Source organism: Dorea sp. 210702-DFI.3.125 (assembly GCF_020560945.1).
Lineage (GTDB): Bacteria > Bacillota > Clostridia > Lachnospirales > Lachnospiraceae > Dorea > Dorea formicigenerans.
Genome location: NZ_JAJCNF010000025.1, coordinates 13,674 through 32,937, shown reverse-complemented (window position 1 = coordinate 32,937; position 19,264 = coordinate 13,674). Strand labels below are relative to the sequence as shown.

Sequence of the window (19,264 nt, the reverse complement as noted above, 5' to 3'; positions counted from 1 at the left end):
CAATTATGAAAACAAAGCTTACGATTCAGTCATGAAAGGAGCTCACTATGAACAAACAAGATTTAACACTGCTGACTGATTTATATGAACTGACAATGATGCAGGGTTATTATAAAAAAGGGCAACATGAGACGGTTGTATTCGATGTGTTTTACCGTCACAATCCCTGCGGCAATGGTTATTCCGTCTGCGCGGGACTTGACCAGGTCATTGACTACATTAAGAACCTGCATTTCACCTACGAAGATGTGGACTACTTACGAAGTCTTCACATTTTTGATGATGATTTTCTTCAGTATTTAAGTGGTTTTCACTTTACAGGAGATATCTATGCGATTCCGGAAGGAAGCGTAGTATTCCCAAAAGAGCCACTGCTTAAGGTCATTGCTCCGATCATGGAAGCTCAGCTTGTCGAGACGACTATCCTGAATCTGATCAATCACCAGTCTCTCATCGCTACTAAGACTTCCCGTGTTGTCTATGCTGCCGACGGAGACGGAATCATGGAGTTCGGACTGCGCCGTGCACAGGGACCGGATGCCGGACTTTACGGAGCACGTGCCGCTATGATCGGCGGATGTGTCGGTACGTCAAATGTACTGGCAGGTCAGCTTTTTGATGTCCCTGTTATGGGAACTCACGCACATAGCTGGATCATGACATTCCCGGACGAATACACTGCATTTAAATATTACGCAGAGCTATATCCGGACAACTGTACACTTCTGGTAGACACTTATGACACATTAAAATCTGGCGTACCAAATGCCATACGTGTCTTCCAGGAATTTAAAGACGCAGGAAAACCATTAAAAAAATACGGAATCCGTCTGGACAGCGGAGACCTTGCATATCTTTCCAAAAAAGCACGTAAAATGTTAGATGAAGCCGGATTCCCGGACGCTTCCATCTGCGCTTCCAATGATCTTGACGAATATCTGCTCCATGATCTGAAGGCACAGGGTGCAGCAATCAACTCCTGGGGTGTTGGTACTCATCTGATCACGTCCAAAGACTGCCCGTCATTTGGCGGTGTATACAAATTGTCTGCAATCAAGAATGAAAACGGAGAATTTATCCCGAAGATCAAGATTTCTGAAAACACAGAAAAGATCACCAATCCAGGAAATAAGACAATCTACCGTGTCTATGAAAAAGAGACCGGCAAAATCAAAGCTGATCTGATCTGCTTCGCTGATGAAACATTTGACGAAAGTCAGGATCTTCTTCTCTTTGACCCGCTGGAGACATGGAAGAAAACAAAGCTTGCAGGCGGCACTTATATCATGCGTGAAATGCTTGTTCCGATCTTCAAAAACGGAGAATGTATTTACACTTCCCCTTCTGTCACGGAGATTGCAGAATATTGTAAACAGGAAAAAGACTCCCTGTGGGACGAGACAAAACGTCTCTTCTATCCACACCGGGTTTATGTAGATTTATCCCAGAGATTATATGATGTAAAGAAAGCCTTACTCGATCAGGCACACAAACCAGAATAAAAGGAGAGCATTCATTATGAAAATTATAGTATTAGCAGGCGGCTTAAGTCCGGAGCGTGACGTCTCACTGACCTCCGGTGCCGGCATCTGCAAAACACTGTTGGAAAACGGACACCAGGCTTATCTTCTTGACCTGTACTTCGGTCTTGAAAATGCACCTGCGAATCTGGAAGATGTATTTACTCTTCCGGGCGCAGGTCTTGAGATTGCAAAAAATATCAGCACAAAAGAACCTGACCTTGAAGCCCTTAAGAAATCTCGCCCGAATCAGTCCGACTGCATGTTTGGGCCAAATGTCATTGAACTGTGCCGTATGGCAGACATTACATTTGTCGCTCTGCACGGCTCTGTCGGAGAAAATGGTAAGCTTCAGGCTGCTTTTGATCTTCTTGGAATCAAATATACAGGCTGCAACTCTTTTGGCTGTGCCCTGTCTATGAACAAACTAGTAACAAAACAGATTTATAAAATGAGTGGTGTACCGACTCCTCGTGGAACACATCTGACAAAAGAGACAAAGGATCTTCCTTTATCCGAACTTGGATATTATCTCCCACTGGTCGTAAAACCATGTGAAAATGGTTCCAGTATCGGAGTTTACATCTGTCATACAGAAGAAGAATATAACAATGCAGTTCGTGAATCATTTGAAAAGAACCCAGATGAAGAACTGGTCATTGAGCCTTACATCAAAGGCCGTGAGTTTGCCAGCGCTGTCATTGCCGGGAAAGCACTCCCATTAGTTGAGATCATTCCGAAAAATGGTGTCTTCAACTATGAGAATAAATATCAGGCTGGCGGAGCACAGGAAATCTGTCCACCGGTATCTATTGATGAAGAAACTCAACAGCGCATGATGCGTGCCGGAGAAGAAGCATTTGCCGCACTCCGTATGGATGTGTATGCACGTGCTGACTTTATCATTGATGACGAAGACGGCGAATTCTACAGTCTGGAAATGAATGCACTTCCAGGAATGACTGCCGCAAGTCTGCTTCCGAAGGCTGCAAAAGCCGCAGGCATCGAGTACAACGAATTATGCGAACGCATCATTGAAGAATCTATGAATGCGCGTTACAGATAAGAGGAAATCCATCATGAAAAACCTTACTTTAAGAAATATTATTAAGGCCTGCCACGGAGAGTACCGGGGACCTGAAAATCTTTTGGACAAAGAAGTTGCCGGTGTTACAATTGACAGCCGGAAAGTTGAAAAAGACTATCTGTTCATTGCCATTGACGGTGAACGCGTCAACGCTCACAAATTCATTCCGGATACCATTGAAAAAGGCGCAATGTGCGTGATTTCCCATGAAGACCTTGGCGAGACAGATTTTCCATATATCCTGGTAGAGTCTACTGGCCAGGCACTTCTTGATACTGCAAAGCTTTATCGTGATTCTTTCGATATTAAGGTTGTCGGAATCACAGGAAGTGTCGGAAAGACAAGCACAAAGGAAATGATTGCTTCTGTACTGTCTCAGAAATACTGTGTACATAAAACACTTGGAAACTTCAACAATGAATGGGGGCTTCCAATTACAATTTTTGAAATGAATGAAAAGCATCAGGTCGCTGTTCTGGAAATGGGTGTCAACCACTTCGGTGAGATGCGTCGTCTTTCCAGCGTAGCAAGCCCGGATATCTGTGTGATCACGAATATCGGTATCGCACATCTGGAATTTTTCAAGACAAGAGAAGGGATTCTTCAGGAAAAATCTCAGATGATTCAGGATATGAAGACCGGTGGTTCTATTCTTCTGAACGGAGACGATGATCTGCTCCGTGATATGGGACCGGTCAAAGGCGTAGATCCTGAATTTTTCGGTCTTGGAAAGAACTGCCAGTTCTATGCAACTGACGTAGAACCACTTGGACTTCGCGGTTCTTCCTGTACGATTCATCTTCCGTCCGGCGAAAGCTTTGACTGCATCGTTCCACTTCCTGGTGCTCACATGGTACAAAACGCTCTTGCCGGAACTGCTGTCGGCTATCAACTTGGACTTACACCAGCAGAAATCAAAGCCGGAATTGAAGGACTGCCTTCAATCCCCGGAAGAAATAATATCATTCAGACAGATAAAATCATCATCTTAGATGACTGCTATAATGCAAATCCAATTTCCATGCAGGCTTCCTTAGATGTTCTGAATATGGCAATCGGACGAAAAGTCGCTGTTCTTGGCGACATGGGCGAACTGGGCGAGACCGGAAAAGAACTCCACTACGAAACCGGTGCACATGCAGGTGATATAGGCATCGACCTTGTATGCGGAATTGGCGAGCTTTCCAAAGAGCTTGTAGCCGGAGCTTCTGAACATGGCTGCAAGGCAAAATGGTTCCCTGCAAAAGCAGACTTTCTTGCAGAGATGAAACATCTGATTCAACCAGGTGACAATATCCTTGTGAAAGCTTCACATGGTATGCAGTTCCCTGAAATCGTAGATGAATTACAAAAATTTTAGGAGTATAAAACTATGAACTACCAGCTTCTGGCACTGGATCTGGACGGGACACTGACCAATTCCAGAAAAGAGATCACACCATCGACCAGAGATGCTCTGATCGACATTCAGAAAAACGGAAAAAAAGTTGTATTAGCCAGTGGACGTCCTTCTCAGGGCGTCCTTCCTCTGGCAGAGGAACTTCACCTTGGAGACTATGGAAGTTATATTCTCTCCTACAACGGTGGTCGTATCACAGACTGCCGATCCGGCGAGATCATTTACAGCAAATATCTTCCAAATGATGTTGCGGCTCCGCTTCTTGAAATCGTGAAAAAATATCCGGGGATTGACATTCTTGCCTACACCGATACCGAGCTGATTTCAGGTGGAGATACGAATGAATACAGCGAAAAAGAATCTTTCATCAATCATATGCCGATTACAAAAGTGGATGATTTCGTCTCTTACGTCACTAAAAATAATAACAATAAATTTCTGATTACCGGAGAACCGGAACTGATTCAGGAAGTAAAAGCTGAAGCTTTAAAACAATTTCACTCTTATCTGTCTATTTACTGCTCAGATCCGTTCTTTCTCGAAATTATGCCCCAGGGTATTGATAAAGCTCACTCCCTTACAAAGCTGCTCACCAGCATCGGACTTTCTACCGATGCCATGATCTGTTGCGGGGACGGATACAATGATCTGACTATGATTGAGACTGCCGGACTTGGAGTTGCCATGGCAAATGCTCAGCCACTGGTGAAAGAATCTGCAGATTACATCACAAAATCCAACGATGAAGACGGTGTGTTACACGTAATCAATGAATTTATGAGATAGGAAAAGAGGTCACAAATGAGAGGTACTAATAAGTCTTGGTTTGCCAAGGGTATGCGGGACGCAATTCCCATTGCCCTTGGCTATCTTGCAGTTTCATTTACCCTTGGTATTGCTGCGAAAAATGCCGGGTTCACACCCTTTCAGGCATTTCTCGTAAGTTTTACTAATAATGCATCAGCTGGTGAATTTGCCGGATTTACGCTGATTGCCGCAGGTGGCGGCTATCTGGAGGTCGCAATTCTGATATTGATCACAAATGCCCGTTATCTTCTGATGTCTTGTGCATTAAGTCAGAAACTTCCACCAGACACACCGATGATCCAGCGTCTGCTTCTAAGTTATGATGTCACTGATGAGTTATTTGGAATCTCCGTGGCCGTACCGGGTAAATTGAATCCATACTATTCTTTTGGTGCATATACTGTAGCACTTCCCGGCTGGGCTTTCGGAACACTTTTTGGAACTTTGATGGGATCCATTCTACCGGCTAATATCGTCAGTGCATTAAGTGTCGGTCTTTACGGCATGTTCCTGGCAATCATTATCCCGCCTGCAAGAAAAAATAAGATTCTTGCGGGAGTTGTCTTGATTTCCATGGGAGCAAGCTTTGCATTTACAAAACTTCCAGTCGTCCACACACTTTCTACCGGAACAAGAACGATTCTGCTTACGATTCTCATTGCCGGAGGTGCTGCAATCCTGTTCCCAATCAATCAGGATGAGGACGATACAAAAAGCACTGAATCTAGTGTATTAAATAACAATGAAAGGCAGGCAAGTCATGAGTCATAATATTTATATCTATATCCTGGTCATGGCCGGAGTATCTTATCTGATCCGTATGCTGCCTCTGACCTTGATTCGAAAAGAAATTAAAAATAAAACGATTCGGTCATTTCTATACTATGTACCATACGTCACACTGGCTGTGATGACCTTCCCGGCAATCCTGTCCGCGACCGGAAGTGTCTGGTCTGCATGGGCAGCTCTGATCGTTGCCACAGCACTTGCATGGTTTGGGAAAAGCCTGCTGCAAGTATCCGTATGCGCATGCATGGTGGTGTTCCTGTTAGAATTGTTTTTGTAAAATGGAAAAATTGGCAAAACAAAAAGCTCTTTTACAACTATAATAGAAAAAGTCCTGGCCTATGACACGGGTAAAATTCTAAGTCTGCTGCGCCGCTTATCTATATCTTTCTATGTAAACTCGCCTTACGGCTCAGACAGTACATAGAAAGACATGCTATGCTCGCAGACATAACGAATTTTACCCTATCGTCATAGGACAGGACTTTTTCTGTTTTATTTTGCGATAAGTCTTTTATATTTTTCTCATATTTTTATTTTACATCTTGCACATACGTGTTTTGTTCGGAACGTTTTTCTGTATGTCTGTTGTCTATCTCTGGCTGGAATGCTTTGATGTCCTGTGCTACTTCTTTACTAAGTATGAGCATGCAGATCAGGTTCGGGATTGCCATGAGCGCATTTGCTATATCCGAAAAGCTCCATACAAGATTAAGTGTCTGTGTGCAGCCAAGTTCAAGAATGCTTTTTCTCCATGATATTCCCATCCGAGGATTGTAGAAAATGCAAATAATGTAATCCCGATTGTTACAAGCCAGCACTGTGATCACAATTCCAGTGATCCATGTCGGGATATGAAATGTTGCATGCAGTGCACCTGAAATAGAATTTCCCTGTGTCATATTTCCAATACCAAATGAAGCAATCACTGCAAAGAGTGCAAATAACCATGCAAGAGCAGAACCTAATGTCTTATTCTTTATACAGCGTATATTGCATCATCTTGTGATTCTTCGCTCTTCCAATCATCGTCAATCCATATTCCTGTGCCAGTTTTACAGCTTCTGCCGTCGGAGTCTTTTTACTTGCCACAAGTGGAATTCCTGCCCGGATTACTTTTGTAATCATGTCAATCGGGAGCCGTCCGGTCGTAAATACTGCACATTCATGAAAATCATAATCCTGCATAAGTGCATAGCCAATCGCTTTGTCCAGTGCATTATGGCGTCCGATATCCTCACAGGAATACACAATCTTTCCCTTATATGCAAGAAAGCAACTGTGTGTTGACCATGTCGCCTCATGCAATGGCATATCCTGATGAAAGGCTTCGTCGAATGCATACATAAGTTCCAGACTAACTTTTACCGGCTCCAGATGCTGCAATTCTTTTTCCACTGCAAATCTACTATATATGGTCTTATTATCCGTACAACAAGTCGGCGTATCCATAACCTCTGCGCTCAGATTATCATTAACCAATCCACAATGTTCTGAACCAATCTGTACTCTCGCCCTGGTTCCATGCTCACAGATATAAAGGTATTCCACTTCCTCTGATGAATGAATCATGCCTTCGCTGACCATTCGTCCCAGTACCAGCCCCGGCAAATCCTTCGGTGTACACACTAATTTCATCGTCAGCACATCATTAATATACACGTCCATACGATGCTCCGATAAAAGCATCTCTGACTTTTCTACAGCATTCCCGTCCGGATCAATATATAATCCTGTAACTGGATAAATCGCTTCTGCTTCCTCATATTGATTATTTATCTTCATACCACTTCGTCCTTTTCATACAACATATATTTGACACACACACATATCAGTGTTAATATACTTATATAAAAGGTACTGCCAATGGCGATTTACCTGATCATTGTAAATAAAAAATAACCGTATTAGTTTCTCAGGCTAACAGGCGGTTATTTTTTTGTGGTCTTATTGTTACATCCCATTGCATATCCAAGACCAAATGAGGTTAAGCAGAGACTAAGTACTGCAATCAAGTCAGCCATTGTTAGCATAAGTATGTTCTCCTTTCCATAATAGTTCATCGTCCGAATCATCTATGTAATCAGAGCTATAGACTCCCTGTAAAAAATAAACCGCCAGACACACCAGTGCTGACAGCACCTTACATTTATTGTATCAATTCTATGCTTTTCATGCAATACTTTTGTATATTTTTAAGATATATTATTTGTCTAAAAATAAACGAATCATTTTTTATATCTTTTCTAACACCGCCATCGGTGTCTCTAACTGTTCAAACTTCTCTTTTCGGATATCCAGTTCCGGCACCTCTTTGATGTACCACCGTGCCTGAAGCGCAGTCATTCCCATAATATCTGCCGCCTCCAGTTCATGGCTCCCGCCATCTCCGATGTACAAACATTCTCCGGCTCTCACGCCAAGCCCTTCCATACACTTTAGGAATATTTCTGGATCTGGCTTTTTCATTCCCAGTTCATAAGACAGACATGTCTCATCAAAATATGGAAATAACTGGCTTTCCCGGATCAATACCGCTTCCTCAGAATAACAGTTACTAATCAGTCCGATTTTAATCTTTTTTTCTTTTAATGCCTGAAGCATCGGAATAATTTCCGGGTGAAGATGACAAAAACAGTCTGCTTTTGCTGCCTTTCTTCCAGAAATAATAGTTTGGAATGTCTCCTCGCTGTATTTTCCAGTCTGTCTCAATATCTGCTCAATTGTCTCTTCCAATGTCTGCTTTCCAATGGTCCGGTCATTCTCACTCGGAATCCAAAGTGCATCAAATAACATCGGATCTATGCCGGCATCTGCTGCCATCTGCGCCCGGAAATATACCGGTCCGCCATACTGTGTAATCAAGGTCTCATACATATCAAAAATAACTGCTTTTATCATAAATACCTCCTTTTTAGTTAAATTGCTCCCACTTACCACCACCTTGCGGAGTAAGCGAAAATAAAATCTCCAGGTATGATTTTTACTAATTGTAGAATTTTAAATAATTTTATGAGCATAGCTACATGCAAATCCATCTGTTCGAGCATCGCGAGTTTTGGGATTTGCATGTTAATAGGCGGTGCAATAAAATATTTAAAATCTACATAGTCAAAATCATACCTGGAGGTTCTTTTTTATCACTTACCCCGCAAGATGCAACATCTCAATAAGGAAAATCCAGCTCAGTCCATAGTAAGTCACAACTGCTACCAGGTCGTTGATGGTCGTGATCAATGGTCCGGATGCTACAGCCGGATCAACATTAATTTTCTTAAAGAACAGCGGAATACATGTTCCGACTGCTCCGGAGATAACCATTGCAACTACAAGTGCTATTCCGATGCAGCCTGAAACTGCATAAGCGAACATAATAGTCTTTCCTTTGAAGAGTGCAATATAAAGTCCGATTACAATAAATGACAATGTTCCCAGAATCAGACCGTTCGAAAATCCGATTGTCATTTCCTTCCATACTAATTCTGCCTTCTGTTTTCCGGTCAGGGACTCGTCCATCAGAACACGGATTGTTACGGCCAGTGACTGTGTTCCGACATTTCCTGCCATATCCAGGATCAGTGACTGGAAACACATAATAATCGTAAGCTGACTTACAACTGTCTCAAATACACCAACTACTGATGAAACGACCATGCCAAGTCCTAACAATACCAGCAGCCACGGAAGTCTCTTTTTCAGGCTCTCACGCAGAGGCTCTTTCAAATCTTCCTCCGCTGTCAGACCGGCAAACATCGCGTAGTCCTCTCCCATCTCGTCATCGACCAATTCTACAATGCTCTGAGATGTGATAACTCCAAGCAATTTGTTATCATTATCCAGTACCGGAATGGAATTCTCGGAATAATCTTTCAGCTTTTCAATACAATCATCTATCAGTTCATTTCCATATACATATGGGTATGATGTCACAATCAGATCTTCCAGACATGCATCCTGTCTTGCAATAATCAAATCTTTCAAATCTAATGCTCCGTAAAATGTAGAATCTTCTGTCACCATAAATATAGTAGAAATGTTATCGTTCTTTGCTGCCTGACCGATTAAGCTGCTCATTGCCTGCTTTACAGTCAGATTCTCACGGATCATGATGCAGTTAGTTGTCATCTTACTTCCGATTTCTTCCTCGTCAAATGAAGCAATGATCGCCATATCTTTTCTTGCTTCATCATCCATCAGTTCAATCAGAAGTACTTTTTTCTCCTTCGGTGTCATACGGAGAACATCTACAACGGCATCTGTCTCCATTCCTGAAAGAATACCCGCTGCCTTACGCACATCCATCTCATCCAGATACTCTGCTGCCTGCTTCTCATCAATATACTCGAAAATGTCTGAAAGCATATCCAGGTTCAGAATTCTGCAGACTTTCCGTCTTTCTGCTGCTGTCAGCTCGGAAAATACATCTGCCAGGTCATTTTCATGATAATCCTCCAGTTTGTTACGCATAACTCCCGGTGAAGTATTACCTCTGATGATAGCCAAGATTTCTGACTGATAATCCTGTGTTTTGTTTTCCATCTTGGGAAACCTCCTTATCCTGTTTTCTCATTTCCGCAAGAAGCACAAAAATTAAAACATCAAGAGACACTTTAGCTGTTGACATTAAAATCTTTATCCTTCTTGCATCTGTTTTTCACAGATCAGATAGCTGCATTTTTATGCATATGTTCGCTCATTGGAAAATAGGATAAGAAATGAATTGATAAATTCTATTTAGAAAAAACAGAACAGACTGTTACTCATATCTGATCCTATGTTCTTAGTTCGCCCATGACTATCGCAACTGTCCATTCTGTTCACCTGCCTTTTTTCTTAGAAATTTTTCTACTCATCCATTCCAGGCTCCATTTTGATTTCTGCCTGAAAATGAATCATTGTAGGAGTTCCTGATCACTCCCTCACACATTATAGTATTATCCCCCTGACATTTCAACCACCTTTTATTATTTTACAAGAATTTATCACTGCACAACGAAGTTATTTTATCATACTGCTCTTCTGTAATTTTTTCTTAATTTTTGTCTGCAGTTTACTCTGCAATTTTTTCTTAATTATCCTCTTAGTTTTTCTCTTGACATTCTATTATATTGTCCATATAATGTTAAAAGTTAGGAAGCTAACAATTACGAATTGAGGTGTATTATGCAAGATACAAACAACCAAAATAATCCTCTGGAACTGGGACGTCTGATCCACATTCTTTCTCATAAGATGAAATGTCAAAATGACTGCTATACTATTTTAGAAAATAGTGATCTGACACCTGTCCAGCAACATCTTTTAAAATTTATCTTGTTGGAATCTGCTCACAAACCAATATTCCAGCGGGATATTGAGGAAGCATTCCAGATCCGGCGGTCTACTGTCACCGGTATTATTAAACTGATTGAGCAAAAGGGCTATATTACACGAACCAGTGTTGAAAGCGATGCAAGACTAAAGCAACTGGTTCCGACAGAAAAAGCTGAGGCTTTGCGTCCACGTATTGTAGAACATATCAAAAAGTGTGAGGCCGCTTTGTCCGCCGGTATTCCTGATGACAAGCTCCATGTTTGCCGGGAAGTTCTCTGTCAGATGCTTGATAATCTTGCAGCTTCAAAATGTAATTGTACTGACAATAAAAAGGAGGCATAATATGAATAAAACACTGTTAAGATCAGTACGAGAATATAAAAAGCAGTCTATTCTTGCTCCGCTTCTCGTTATTCTCGAAGTGCTGATGGAAGTTCTGATTCCACTCGAGATGGCAAAAATCATCGATGTAGGAATCGCAAATGGAGATATGTCCTACATTTTACAGCGTGGTCTGATTCTTGTAGTCATGGCTATGCTTGCCTTATTCTTTGGTGTTCAGGCCGGTAACATGGCAGCAATTGCAGGTGCCGGATATGCCAAGAACCTGCGCCACGACATCTTTTATAAGGTACAGGATTTCTCTTTCAAAAACATTGACCATTTTTCTACTTCAGGACTGGTCACACGTATGACAACAGATATCACAAATATCCAGATGGCATACATGATGAGTATCCGTCTTCTTGCAAGAGCTCCATTTATGATTATCTTATCATGGATCATGACACTGCTCCTCAATAAGACAATTTCACTCTTATTCCTGATTGTAATCCCGCTTCTTGGAGGAACACTGATCTACATTGCCAAAAAAGCGCACCCACATTTTATCAAAGTATTCGATGAATACGATGTACTGAACAACTCAGTCCAGGAAAATGTGAATGCTTCCCGTGTAGTGAAAGCATTCGTCCGCGAGGATTATGAAATTGACAAGTTCCACGACATTTCCAAATATGTATATAACCTTTTCACAAAAGCTGAGAAAATTGTTGCCTGGAACTCACCGGTCATGCAGTTTACCATGTACTCAGTCGTTCTGATCATGGTTCTGATCGGAGGCAAGAGCATCATTGCCGGCACTATGGAGACAGGCGAACTTACAAGTGTCATCGTTTACGCACTACAGATTATCGGAGCTCTGATGATGGTTACATTTGTATTCGTTATGATCATGATCGCGGAGGCATCTTCTGACCGTATCACTGAAGTCATGAATGAAATTCCGGAAATGCAAGATCAGCCTGATGCAGTGACAGAAGTTCCAAGCGGAGACATTGTATTCGACCATGTAGACTTCAGCTACGCAGGCGAAGGCGGAAATCTATCTCTGAAAGACGTTAATCTTCATATTGAGTCCGGACAGACTATCGGTATCATCGGTGGAACCGGAAGTGCAAAATCTTCCCTTGTCCAGCTCATCCCAAGACTTTACGATGTCACAAAAGGACGTGTCAAAGTCGGCGGCATTGATGTTCGTGATTATAGCCTGGAATCCCTGCGCGACCAGGTATCCATGGTTCTTCAGAAAAATGTACTGTTCTCTGGAACCATTTATGAAAACATCCGCTGGGGTGATGAAACTGCAAGCAATGAAGAAGTCAAACGTGTATGTAAGCTTGCGCAGGCTGACGGATTCGTTCAGGAGTTCCCGAACGGTTACAATACAAAAATCGTCCAGGGAGGTAACAATGTATCCGGTGGTCAGAAGCAACGTCTGTGTATCGCAAGGGCGCTCCTTAAGAAACCAAAGATCCTGATTCTGGATGACTCTACCAGTGCAGTAGATACAAAGACGGATGCCCTGATCCGGAAAGCATTCCGCGAGGAAATTCCGAACACGACCAAAATTATTATCGCACAGCGCGTTTCTTCTATAGAAGATGCTGACCAGATCATTGTTCTGGATGGCGGTCAGATCATGGGAATTGGAACATCTGAAGAATTATTAAAGACAAATGAAATTTATAGAGAAGTATATGAATCACAGGTAAAAGGAGGTGGCGATCATGAGTAAGACAACAAAAAAAACAGGTAAAAGGCTAAGTGCTGAAAATATTGCTACTGGAAAACGTCTCCTCAAATATATTATGGACCTGTACAAGTACCGTTTTATCATGGTATTCATCTGCATCCTTCTGAGTGCGGTTGCTTCTATCTCGGTATCTCTGTCCCTGAAATATCTGCTGGATGATTTCATCATTCCGCTGATTGGGCAAAAAAATCCGAACTACACCGAGCTTTACCAGGCACTGATGGTTCTTGGAACCATTTTCCTGATCGGAGTAATTGCAACATTTACCTATACAAGAATGATGGTATACATTGGACAGGGCGTGTTAAAAAAAGTGCGCGACGATATGTTTGAGCACATGCAGACACTGCCGATCCGCTACTTTGACCAGAACACGAACGGATCTATCATGAGCCTTTACACGAACGATACTGATACATTAAGACAGATGATCAGCCAGGCTATCCCACAGGCACTGATGTCATTTTTCACTATCGTCGTAACATTTATCTCCATGCTCGTGCTAAGCCCGCTTCTTACCGTTCTTGCAGTACTCATCATCGGGGTTCTGATCTCTGCAACAAAGGCTATCGGCGCAAACAGTGGAAAATATTTCATCCGTCAGCAGATGGCACTGGCAGATGTGACTGGATTTATTGAAGAGCGTATGAACGGGCAGCGTGTCATCAAAGTCTTCAATCACGAAGAAATTTCAGAAAAAGAGTTCGATGAACTAAATGACGCATTGTTCGAGTGCGCTGCAAATGCAAACAAATATGCAAATATGATGGGACCGGTCATCGGAAACATCGGAAACCTCCAGTTCGTACTGACTGCAGTTCTCGGCGGACTGCTTTCAGTTACTGGTGTGGGCGGTATTACCATCGGTGTCATCGCTTCTTACCTGCAGTTTACAAAGAGCTTTACCCAGCCATTCATGCAGGTCGCACAGCAGTTCAATTCCATCGTCATGGCACTTGCAGGAGCAGAACGTATCTTTAAGCTCATTGACGAAGAACCGGAACAGGATACCGGTTCTGTCACACTGGTCAATGCAAAAAAAGATGAGAATGGAACGATTACTGAATGCACAGAACGTACCGGTATGTGGGCATGGAAAAAGCCTGCTGACGAAAATGGTGCTGTGACTTATACTGAACTGACCGGAGATGTAAGATTCAAAGATGTGACATTTGGATACGATGAAGACAAAATTATTCTTCATGATATCAGCCTCTTTGCCAAACCTGGCCAGAAGCTGGCATTCGTAGGATCTACGGGCGCCGGCAAGACAACGATCACCAACCTGATCAATCGTTTCTACGACATTCAAAGCGGTGAGATCCTTTATGACGGCATCGACATTACAAAAATCAGAAAAGATGACTTGCGCCGTTCCCTCGGAATCGTTCTTCAGGATACACATTTGTTCACCGGAACGATCAAAGACAATATCCGTTACGGTAAACTGAATGCCACTGACGAAGAAATCTACAATGCTGCAAAACTTGCTCACGCGGACCAGTTCATCCAGATGCTGCCAAATGGTTACGATACATTACTAAGCGGTGACGGCGAGGAATTGTCCCAGGGACAAAGACAGCTTCTGTCTATTGCAAGAGCCGCTGTTGCCGATCCACCGGTACTGATTCTGGACGAGGCAACATCAAGTATTGATACCCGTACCGAGAGTATCGTACAGAAAGGTATGGACAATCTGATGAAGGGGCGTACCGTATTTGTTATCGCACACAGACTGTCCACAATTCGCAACAGTAACGCAATTATCGTCCTGGATCACGGTCGGATCATCGAACGCGGTGATCACGATGACCTGATTCGGCAAAAAGGAACCTATTATCAGCTTTATACCGGAAAATTGGAACTTTCCTAGGAAAAAATTGGTAATTTTGCACCGGAGGAATTTGTTAAAAATTTATTGATTTTGGAAATTAATAATGTATAATTAAATATGAATGGGGGAAATGTTCCAGCTATCGACCATTTCCCTTATTACATTTAAGAAAAGAGGTTTGGTTTAAGATGGCAGAAATCAATTTAAGCAAGTATGGTATTACTGGAACTACAGAAATCGTGTATAACCCTTCCTACGAGTTATTATTTGAGGAGGAGACAAAACCTGAACTTGAAGGTTACGAAAAAGGACAGGTCAGTGAGCTCGGTGCAGTAAATGTAATGACAGGCATCTATACAGGACGTTCTCCTAAAGACAAATTTATTGTTATGGACGAGAATTCAAAAGACACAGTATGGTGGACATCTGATGAGTACAAGAATGACAATCATCCAGCTTCTGAAGAGACATGGAACGCTGTAAAGGATCTTGCGATCAAAGAACTCTCCAACAAAAAGCTTTATGTTGTAGATGCATTCTGCGGTGCTAACAAAGATACCCGTATGGCAATTCGTTTTATCGTAGAAGTAGCTTGGCAGGCTCATTTCGTTACAAATATGTTCATTCAGCCAACTGAGGAGGAACTTAAAGATTTCGAGCCAGATTTCGTTGTATATAATGCTTCTAAAGCTAAAGTTGAAAACTACAAAGAGTTAGGCTTAAATTCAGAGACAGCTGTATTATTCAACATCACAAGCAAAGAGCAGGTTATCGTAAACACATGGTATGGCGGAGAGATGAAAAAAGGACTGTTCTCTATGATGAATTACTTCCTTCCACTGAAGGGCATCGCTGCTATGCACTGCTCAGCTAACACAGATAAGAACGGTGAGAACACAGCAATCTTCTTCGGACTTTCCGGAACAGGTAAGACAACACTTTCCACAGACCCGAAACGTCTTCTGATTGGTGACGACGAGCACGGTTGGGATGACAACGGAGTATTCAACTTCGAGGGTGGATGCTACGCTAAGGTTATCAACCTTGATAAAGAGTCTGAGCCAGATATCTACAATGCGATCAAGCGTAATGCTCTTCTTGAGAACGTAACACTTGACGCTGAAGGAAAGATTGATTTTGCTGATAAGAGCGTAACAGAGAACACTCGTGTATCTTACCCAATTCAGCATATCGAGAACATTGTCCGCCCGATTTCTTCTGCACCTGCAGCTAAGAACGTCATCTTCCTGTCAGCAGACGCATTCGGAGTACTTCCTCCAGTATCTGTACTGACACCAGAGCAGACACAGTACTACTTCCTGTCAGGATTTACAGCAAAACTTGCAGGAACAGAGCGTGGAATCACAGAGCCTACACCTACATTCTCAGCTTGCTTCGGACAGGCATTCTTAGAGCTGCATCCTACAAAATATGCAGAAGAGCTTGTTAAGAAGATGGAGAAGAGCGGAGCAAAGGCTTACCTTGTAAATACAGGATGGAATGGAACAGGAAAACGTATCTCCATCAAAGATACTCGTGGTATCATCGATGCAATCCTGAATGGAGATATCAAAAACGCTCCAACTAAGACGATTCCTTTCTTCAACTTTGAAGTTCCTACAGAACTTACAGGTGTTGATACAGGAATCCTTGATCCTCGTGATACTTACGCTGACGCTTCCGAGTGGGAAGAGAAAGCAAAAGATCTTGCTGGAAGATTCATCAAGAACTTCGCAAAATACGAAGGAAACGAAGCTGGAAAAGCACTCGTATCCGCTGGACCACAGTTATAAAAATTATAAAGATAATACAAAGCTCCCGGGTTTTTACATCAACCCGGGAGCTTTTTCATTGTAAAATCTATTACTTAGTCTGTTTCAGTTTTGCAATTGACTTCTTCACGCACCACAGGCAGGTCGGAACACTGTAACAGCATGCTGCGATCCATGCTGCCTGATCCGCAAAACAGATTGCTGTGTAGCCAAATGTTCCTACAAATCCAAGGCTGACAACTGCTCTTGCGACCATCTCCGCAGCACCTGAAAAAACGGTTCTTCCAGAATATCCAAGACCTTGTGTCACCATTCTTGTAACCGTCAGGATTCCAAGGCTCCAATAGAAAAGTCCCATACAGCTCAAATATTTTGCAGAAGCATCAAGCGCTCCAACAGCTTCAGCGGACTTCCCTTTACCATAGATGTCGTCATGGCCCTTTACCTCTGTCTGATATTTATTAGAGTATTCTAGCACCATTTTTACACGTTTTCTATGTTCCATGTTTTATTCTCAATCATTATTCTCTTTCTTCTTTTCCTCTAACATATATTCGACCATCACTTCTCGAATATCGGAAGAACATCATGTCCCTTTTGGGCTTAATTCTTTGCATCTGTGTAAAGTACAAGCTCCAGTCATTTTCCTAATATCATTTAACGTCCTTGCCCCTTGCTCCATTGCCTTTATAATCTGAGCTTTTGTAACATTTGAGCAGTAACAGATAATCTCTTCATTCTTCATATTCTCTTCCTCTGTGTCAAAATATTAATTTTTATTAATATTTTACCATAGAGAATTTTTAGTTTCAACTTATATCTGATGTTTTCCTACGTATTTTCTGGAATTCCAAAATCCTGCCCTGGCTTAGGAACTTAGTCCGTACAACTATTATGCAAAAATCCTTGCAACATCTTCCACAATCTGCTCTTTTGTAAGATGGTTGTCTTTTAATACTTCTGTCACATCGTATCGATCCAGGAACTCTTTTTTCAGACCGAAATTTAAAACCTTCATATTACTGTCACCATAGAATCTGGCAATCTTCTCACCAAAACCACCGTCCAGAATTCCGTCTTCCAATGTAATTACAACACTATGATCTTTCTTAAGATCTTCAAGCATTTCTTCATCCAGACCTGTAATATAATACGGATTGATAACGGTTGCGTCTATTCCTGCCTTTTCTTTTATCAGATCCGCCACATCATTTCCTAATCCATAAAATGTTCCAAGTCCGACAATTGCAACCTTACTTCCTTTTCTCGTCATCTCATACTTGTTTAGAATACTGAAATCTTTTGTGACTTCTTTTCCGTCTGAAATCACCTCTCCACCGGGAAGCTTAATCGCAACCGGATGTTCTTTCTGCTCTATACTCCAGTCCAGCATTGCCAGATATTCTTCTTTTGTTGTCGGCGCAAGATAGACAAGATTCGGAATATTTGCCATCATCGGGATATCCTGCAGTCCAAGATGTGTCACATCGTTCATTCCATAGACAGAACCACTGAACGTAACAATCGTCGCCGGGCTATTATCGATACATACATCCTGTGCAATCTGATCAAAGGTTCTCTGTACAAATGTGCTATACACACCATAGACCGGCTTTCCGCCATTTGCTGCGATTCCTGCTGCCAGTGCAACCGCTGTCTCCTCTGCAATTCCAACATCGACAAACTGCCGTCCTGCTTCTTTTCGCTTATCCTCTGTAAATCCCAGAACTGTCGGAGTTCCGGAAGTAATGGCAACAACTGCCGGATCTTCTTTCATCTTCTTCATGAGATAATTGCACGTCACATCTGAGTAGTCTTCTTCTTCCATCTCATACAGAGGCTTTCCAGTCTCGATATGAAATGGTCCGTTGAAATGCCACTGCTCTTTGTGTTGTTCTGCCGGCGCATAACCTTTTCCTTTTAATGTATTGATATGCACAACGACTGCTTTTTTACTGTCCTTCACACTCTCAAATGCCTGAATCAGCTCAGCCACATCATTTCCATGATCCACATAGATATAATCTAAGCCCATGGCACAGAACAGATTACACTCGGCCTGTCCATTCGTCTCACGAAGCAGCTTCAGATTCTTATAGATACCGCCATGGTTCTCAGCAATCGACATATCATTGTCATTGACTACAATAATCAGATTGCCGCCAAGCTCTGCTGCGTAATCCAGTCCTTCTAATGCCTCACCGCCACTTAAAGAACCATCTCCGATCACCGCGATTACATTGCCATCTTCCCCATTGAGATCACGGGCTTTTGCAAGACCGCACGCCAGACTCACAGATGTAGATGTATGTCCGACAGTAAAGAAATCATGCTCACTTTCATGCGGATTTGTATAACCGGACACATCGTCGTAATGCTCTTCATAGAGATATGCGTCTTTTCTTCCTGTCAGCATCTTATGTGGATAGCTCTGGTGTGACACATCAAATACAATTTTATCTTTCGGCGAATCAAACACATAATGAAGCGCAATCGTTGCCTCCACCATACCGAAATTCGGCCCGAAATGTCCGCCATGTTTACTTGCACGAATCAAAAGCGCATGGCGCATTTCCTCTGCAAGCTTTGGAAGTTCTGATACTTCTATCTTCTTCACATCCTCTGGTCCATTTATCTTTTCAATATACATC

General features: G+C 42.3%; 16 protein-coding genes and 2 pseudogenes. 10 read left to right on the top strand and 8 right to left on the bottom strand.

Annotated features, from left to right (window positions below; all coding sequences use genetic code 11):
• The first annotated feature begins 47 nt into the window (after nt 1-47).
• Genes LI164_RS11745 through LI164_RS11720 form a run of 6 tightly spaced genes read left to right on the top strand, consistent with a single transcriptional unit; the run spans nt 48 to nt 5,879 of the window.
• Complete coding sequence (locus LI164_RS11745) at nt 48-1,502, top strand: nicotinate phosphoribosyltransferase (RefSeq protein WP_022278526.1); 1,455 nt, start codon at nt 48-50, stop codon at nt 1,500-1,502.
• Nucleotides 1,503-1,518: 16 nt separating this feature from the next.
• Nucleotides 1,519-2,586, top strand: a complete 1,068-nt coding sequence (locus LI164_RS11740; protein ID WP_227087185.1) for a D-alanine--D-alanine ligase — start codon at nt 1,519-1,521, stop codon at nt 2,584-2,586.
• Nucleotides 2,587-2,599: 13 nt separating this feature from the next.
• Complete coding sequence (gene murF / locus LI164_RS11735; protein WP_227087184.1) at nt 2,600-3,967, top strand: UDP-N-acetylmuramoyl-tripeptide--D-alanyl-D-alanine ligase; 1,368 nt, start codon at nt 2,600-2,602, stop codon at nt 3,965-3,967.
• 12 nt (nt 3,968-3,979) lie between these two features.
• A complete protein-coding gene (locus LI164_RS11730; protein ID WP_227087183.1) occupies nt 3,980-4,792 on the top strand; it encodes a Cof-type HAD-IIB family hydrolase in 813 nt (270 codons plus the stop codon).
• Nucleotides 4,793-4,807: 15 nt separating this feature from the next.
• Complete coding sequence (locus LI164_RS11725) at nt 4,808-5,584, top strand: AzlC family ABC transporter permease (protein ID WP_029731503.1); 777 nt, start codon at nt 4,808-4,810, stop codon at nt 5,582-5,584.
• Complete coding sequence (locus LI164_RS11720; RefSeq protein WP_005333240.1) at nt 5,574-5,879, top strand: AzlD domain-containing protein; 306 nt, start codon at nt 5,574-5,576, stop codon at nt 5,877-5,879. Before LI164_RS11725 ends, LI164_RS11720 begins: the two co-directional genes overlap by 11 nt.
• A gap of 253 nt (nt 5,880-6,132) precedes the next feature.
• Here LI164_RS11720 and LI164_RS16360 read toward each other — a convergent pair.
• From LI164_RS16360 to mgtE, 5 genes and pseudogenes are all read right to left on the bottom strand, one after another.
• Nucleotides 6,133-6,374, bottom strand: a pseudogene (locus LI164_RS16360) (alanine:cation symporter family protein).
• A gap of 102 nt (nt 6,375-6,476) precedes the next feature.
• Nucleotides 6,477-6,528: pseudogene (locus tag LI164_RS16355) on the bottom strand (hypothetical protein); the annotation flags it as partial.
• Between the two features lie 43 nt (nt 6,529-6,571).
• Nucleotides 6,572-7,384: a formate dehydrogenase accessory sulfurtransferase FdhD gene (gene fdhD, locus LI164_RS11705; RefSeq protein ID WP_227087182.1), complete on the bottom strand. Its 813-nt coding sequence runs from the start codon at nt 7,382-7,384 to the stop codon at nt 6,572-6,574.
• 450 nt (nt 7,385-7,834) lie between these two features.
• A complete protein-coding gene (locus LI164_RS11700) occupies nt 7,835-8,500 on the bottom strand; it encodes an HAD family hydrolase (protein WP_147567086.1) in 666 nt (221 codons plus the stop codon).
• 243 nt (nt 8,501-8,743) lie between these two features.
• The gene (mgtE, locus tag LI164_RS11695; protein ID WP_117682767.1) at nt 8,744-10,138 is read right to left on the bottom strand and encodes a magnesium transporter; all 1,395 of its coding nucleotides are present in this window, start codon (nt 10,136-10,138) and stop codon (nt 8,744-8,746) included.
• Between the two features lie 624 nt (nt 10,139-10,762).
• Here mgtE and LI164_RS11690 point away from each other — a divergent pair.
• From LI164_RS11690 to pckA, 4 genes are all read left to right on the top strand, one after another.
• On the top strand, nt 10,763-11,254 hold the full coding sequence (locus LI164_RS11690) for a MarR family winged helix-turn-helix transcriptional regulator (protein WP_147567085.1): 492 nt from the start codon (nt 10,763-10,765) through the stop codon (nt 11,252-11,254).
• A 1-nt stretch (nt 11,255) separates the two neighbouring features.
• Nucleotides 11,256-12,989, top strand: a complete 1,734-nt coding sequence (locus tag LI164_RS11685) for an ABC transporter ATP-binding protein (protein ID WP_147567084.1) — start codon at nt 11,256-11,258, stop codon at nt 12,987-12,989.
• Nucleotides 12,982-14,880 carry an ABC transporter ATP-binding protein gene (locus tag LI164_RS11680; protein WP_147567083.1) on the top strand — a complete coding sequence of 633 codons (1,899 nt, stop codon included), beginning with the start codon at nt 12,982-12,984 and terminating at the stop codon, nt 14,878-14,880. Before LI164_RS11685 ends, LI164_RS11680 begins: the two co-directional genes overlap by 8 nt.
• A gap of 149 nt (nt 14,881-15,029) precedes the next feature.
• The gene (gene pckA, locus LI164_RS11675; protein WP_117657241.1) at nt 15,030-16,634 is read left to right on the top strand and encodes a phosphoenolpyruvate carboxykinase (ATP); all 1,605 of its coding nucleotides are present in this window, start codon (nt 15,030-15,032) and stop codon (nt 16,632-16,634) included.
• Between the two features lie 70 nt (nt 16,635-16,704).
• Here the strand turns inward: pckA and LI164_RS11670 are convergent, their stop codons facing one another.
• From LI164_RS11670 to LI164_RS11660, 3 genes are all read right to left on the bottom strand, one after another.
• Nucleotides 16,705-17,118: a hypothetical protein gene (locus LI164_RS11670; RefSeq protein ID WP_227087181.1), complete on the bottom strand. Its 414-nt coding sequence runs from the start codon at nt 17,116-17,118 to the stop codon at nt 16,705-16,707.
• Between the two features lie 9 nt (nt 17,119-17,127).
• On the bottom strand, nt 17,128-17,358 hold the full coding sequence (locus tag LI164_RS11665; protein ID WP_243002258.1) for a (2Fe-2S)-binding protein: 231 nt from the start codon (nt 17,356-17,358) through the stop codon (nt 17,128-17,130).
• Between the two features lie 147 nt (nt 17,359-17,505).
• Nucleotides 17,506-19,263 carry a 1-deoxy-D-xylulose-5-phosphate synthase gene (locus tag LI164_RS11660; RefSeq protein ID WP_147567082.1) on the bottom strand — a complete coding sequence of 586 codons (1,758 nt, stop codon included), beginning with the start codon at nt 19,261-19,263 and terminating at the stop codon, nt 17,506-17,508.
• Between the last annotated feature and the right edge of the window lies 1 nt (nt 19,264).

Excerpts from the sequence above, each read along its gene's own strand:
- LI164_RS11700 (WP_147567086.1), bottom strand. The coding sequence starts at position 8,500 with ATGATAAAAGCAGTTATTTTTGATATGTATGAGACCTTGATTACACAG.
- LI164_RS11740 (WP_227087185.1), top strand. The coding sequence starts at position 1,519 with ATGAAAATTATAGTATTAGCAGGCGGCTTAAGTCCGGAGCGTGACGTC.
- mgtE (WP_117682767.1), bottom strand. The coding sequence starts at position 10,138 with ATGGAAAACAAAACACAGGATTATCAGTCAGAAATCTTGGCTATCATC.
- LI164_RS11745 (WP_022278526.1), top strand. The coding sequence starts at position 48 with ATGAACAAACAAGATTTAACACTGCTGACTGATTTATATGAACTGACA.
- LI164_RS11680 (WP_147567083.1), top strand. The coding sequence starts at position 12,982 with ATGAGTAAGACAACAAAAAAAACAGGTAAAAGGCTAAGTGCTGAAAAT.
- fdhD (WP_227087182.1), bottom strand. The coding sequence starts at position 7,384 with ATGAAGATAAATAATCAATATGAGGAAGCAGAAGCGATTTATCCAGTT.
- LI164_RS11690 (WP_147567085.1), top strand. The coding sequence starts at position 10,763 with ATGCAAGATACAAACAACCAAAATAATCCTCTGGAACTGGGACGTCTG.
- murF (WP_227087184.1), top strand. The coding sequence starts at position 2,600 with ATGAAAAACCTTACTTTAAGAAATATTATTAAGGCCTGCCACGGAGAG.
- pckA (WP_117657241.1), top strand. The coding sequence starts at position 15,030 with ATGGCAGAAATCAATTTAAGCAAGTATGGTATTACTGGAACTACAGAA.
- LI164_RS11685 (WP_147567084.1), top strand. The coding sequence starts at position 11,256 with ATGAATAAAACACTGTTAAGATCAGTACGAGAATATAAAAAGCAGTCT.
- LI164_RS11670 (WP_227087181.1), bottom strand. The coding sequence starts at position 17,118 with ATGGAACATAGAAAACGTGTAAAAATGGTGCTAGAATACTCTAATAAA.
- LI164_RS11720 (WP_005333240.1), top strand. The coding sequence starts at position 5,574 with ATGAGTCATAATATTTATATCTATATCCTGGTCATGGCCGGAGTATCT.
- LI164_RS11660 (WP_147567082.1), bottom strand. The coding sequence starts at position 19,263 with ATGTATATTGAAAAGATAAATGGACCAGAGGATGTGAAGAAGATAGAA.
- LI164_RS11730 (WP_227087183.1), top strand. The coding sequence starts at position 3,980 with ATGAACTACCAGCTTCTGGCACTGGATCTGGACGGGACACTGACCAAT.
- LI164_RS11725 (WP_029731503.1), top strand. The coding sequence starts at position 4,808 with ATGAGAGGTACTAATAAGTCTTGGTTTGCCAAGGGTATGCGGGACGCA.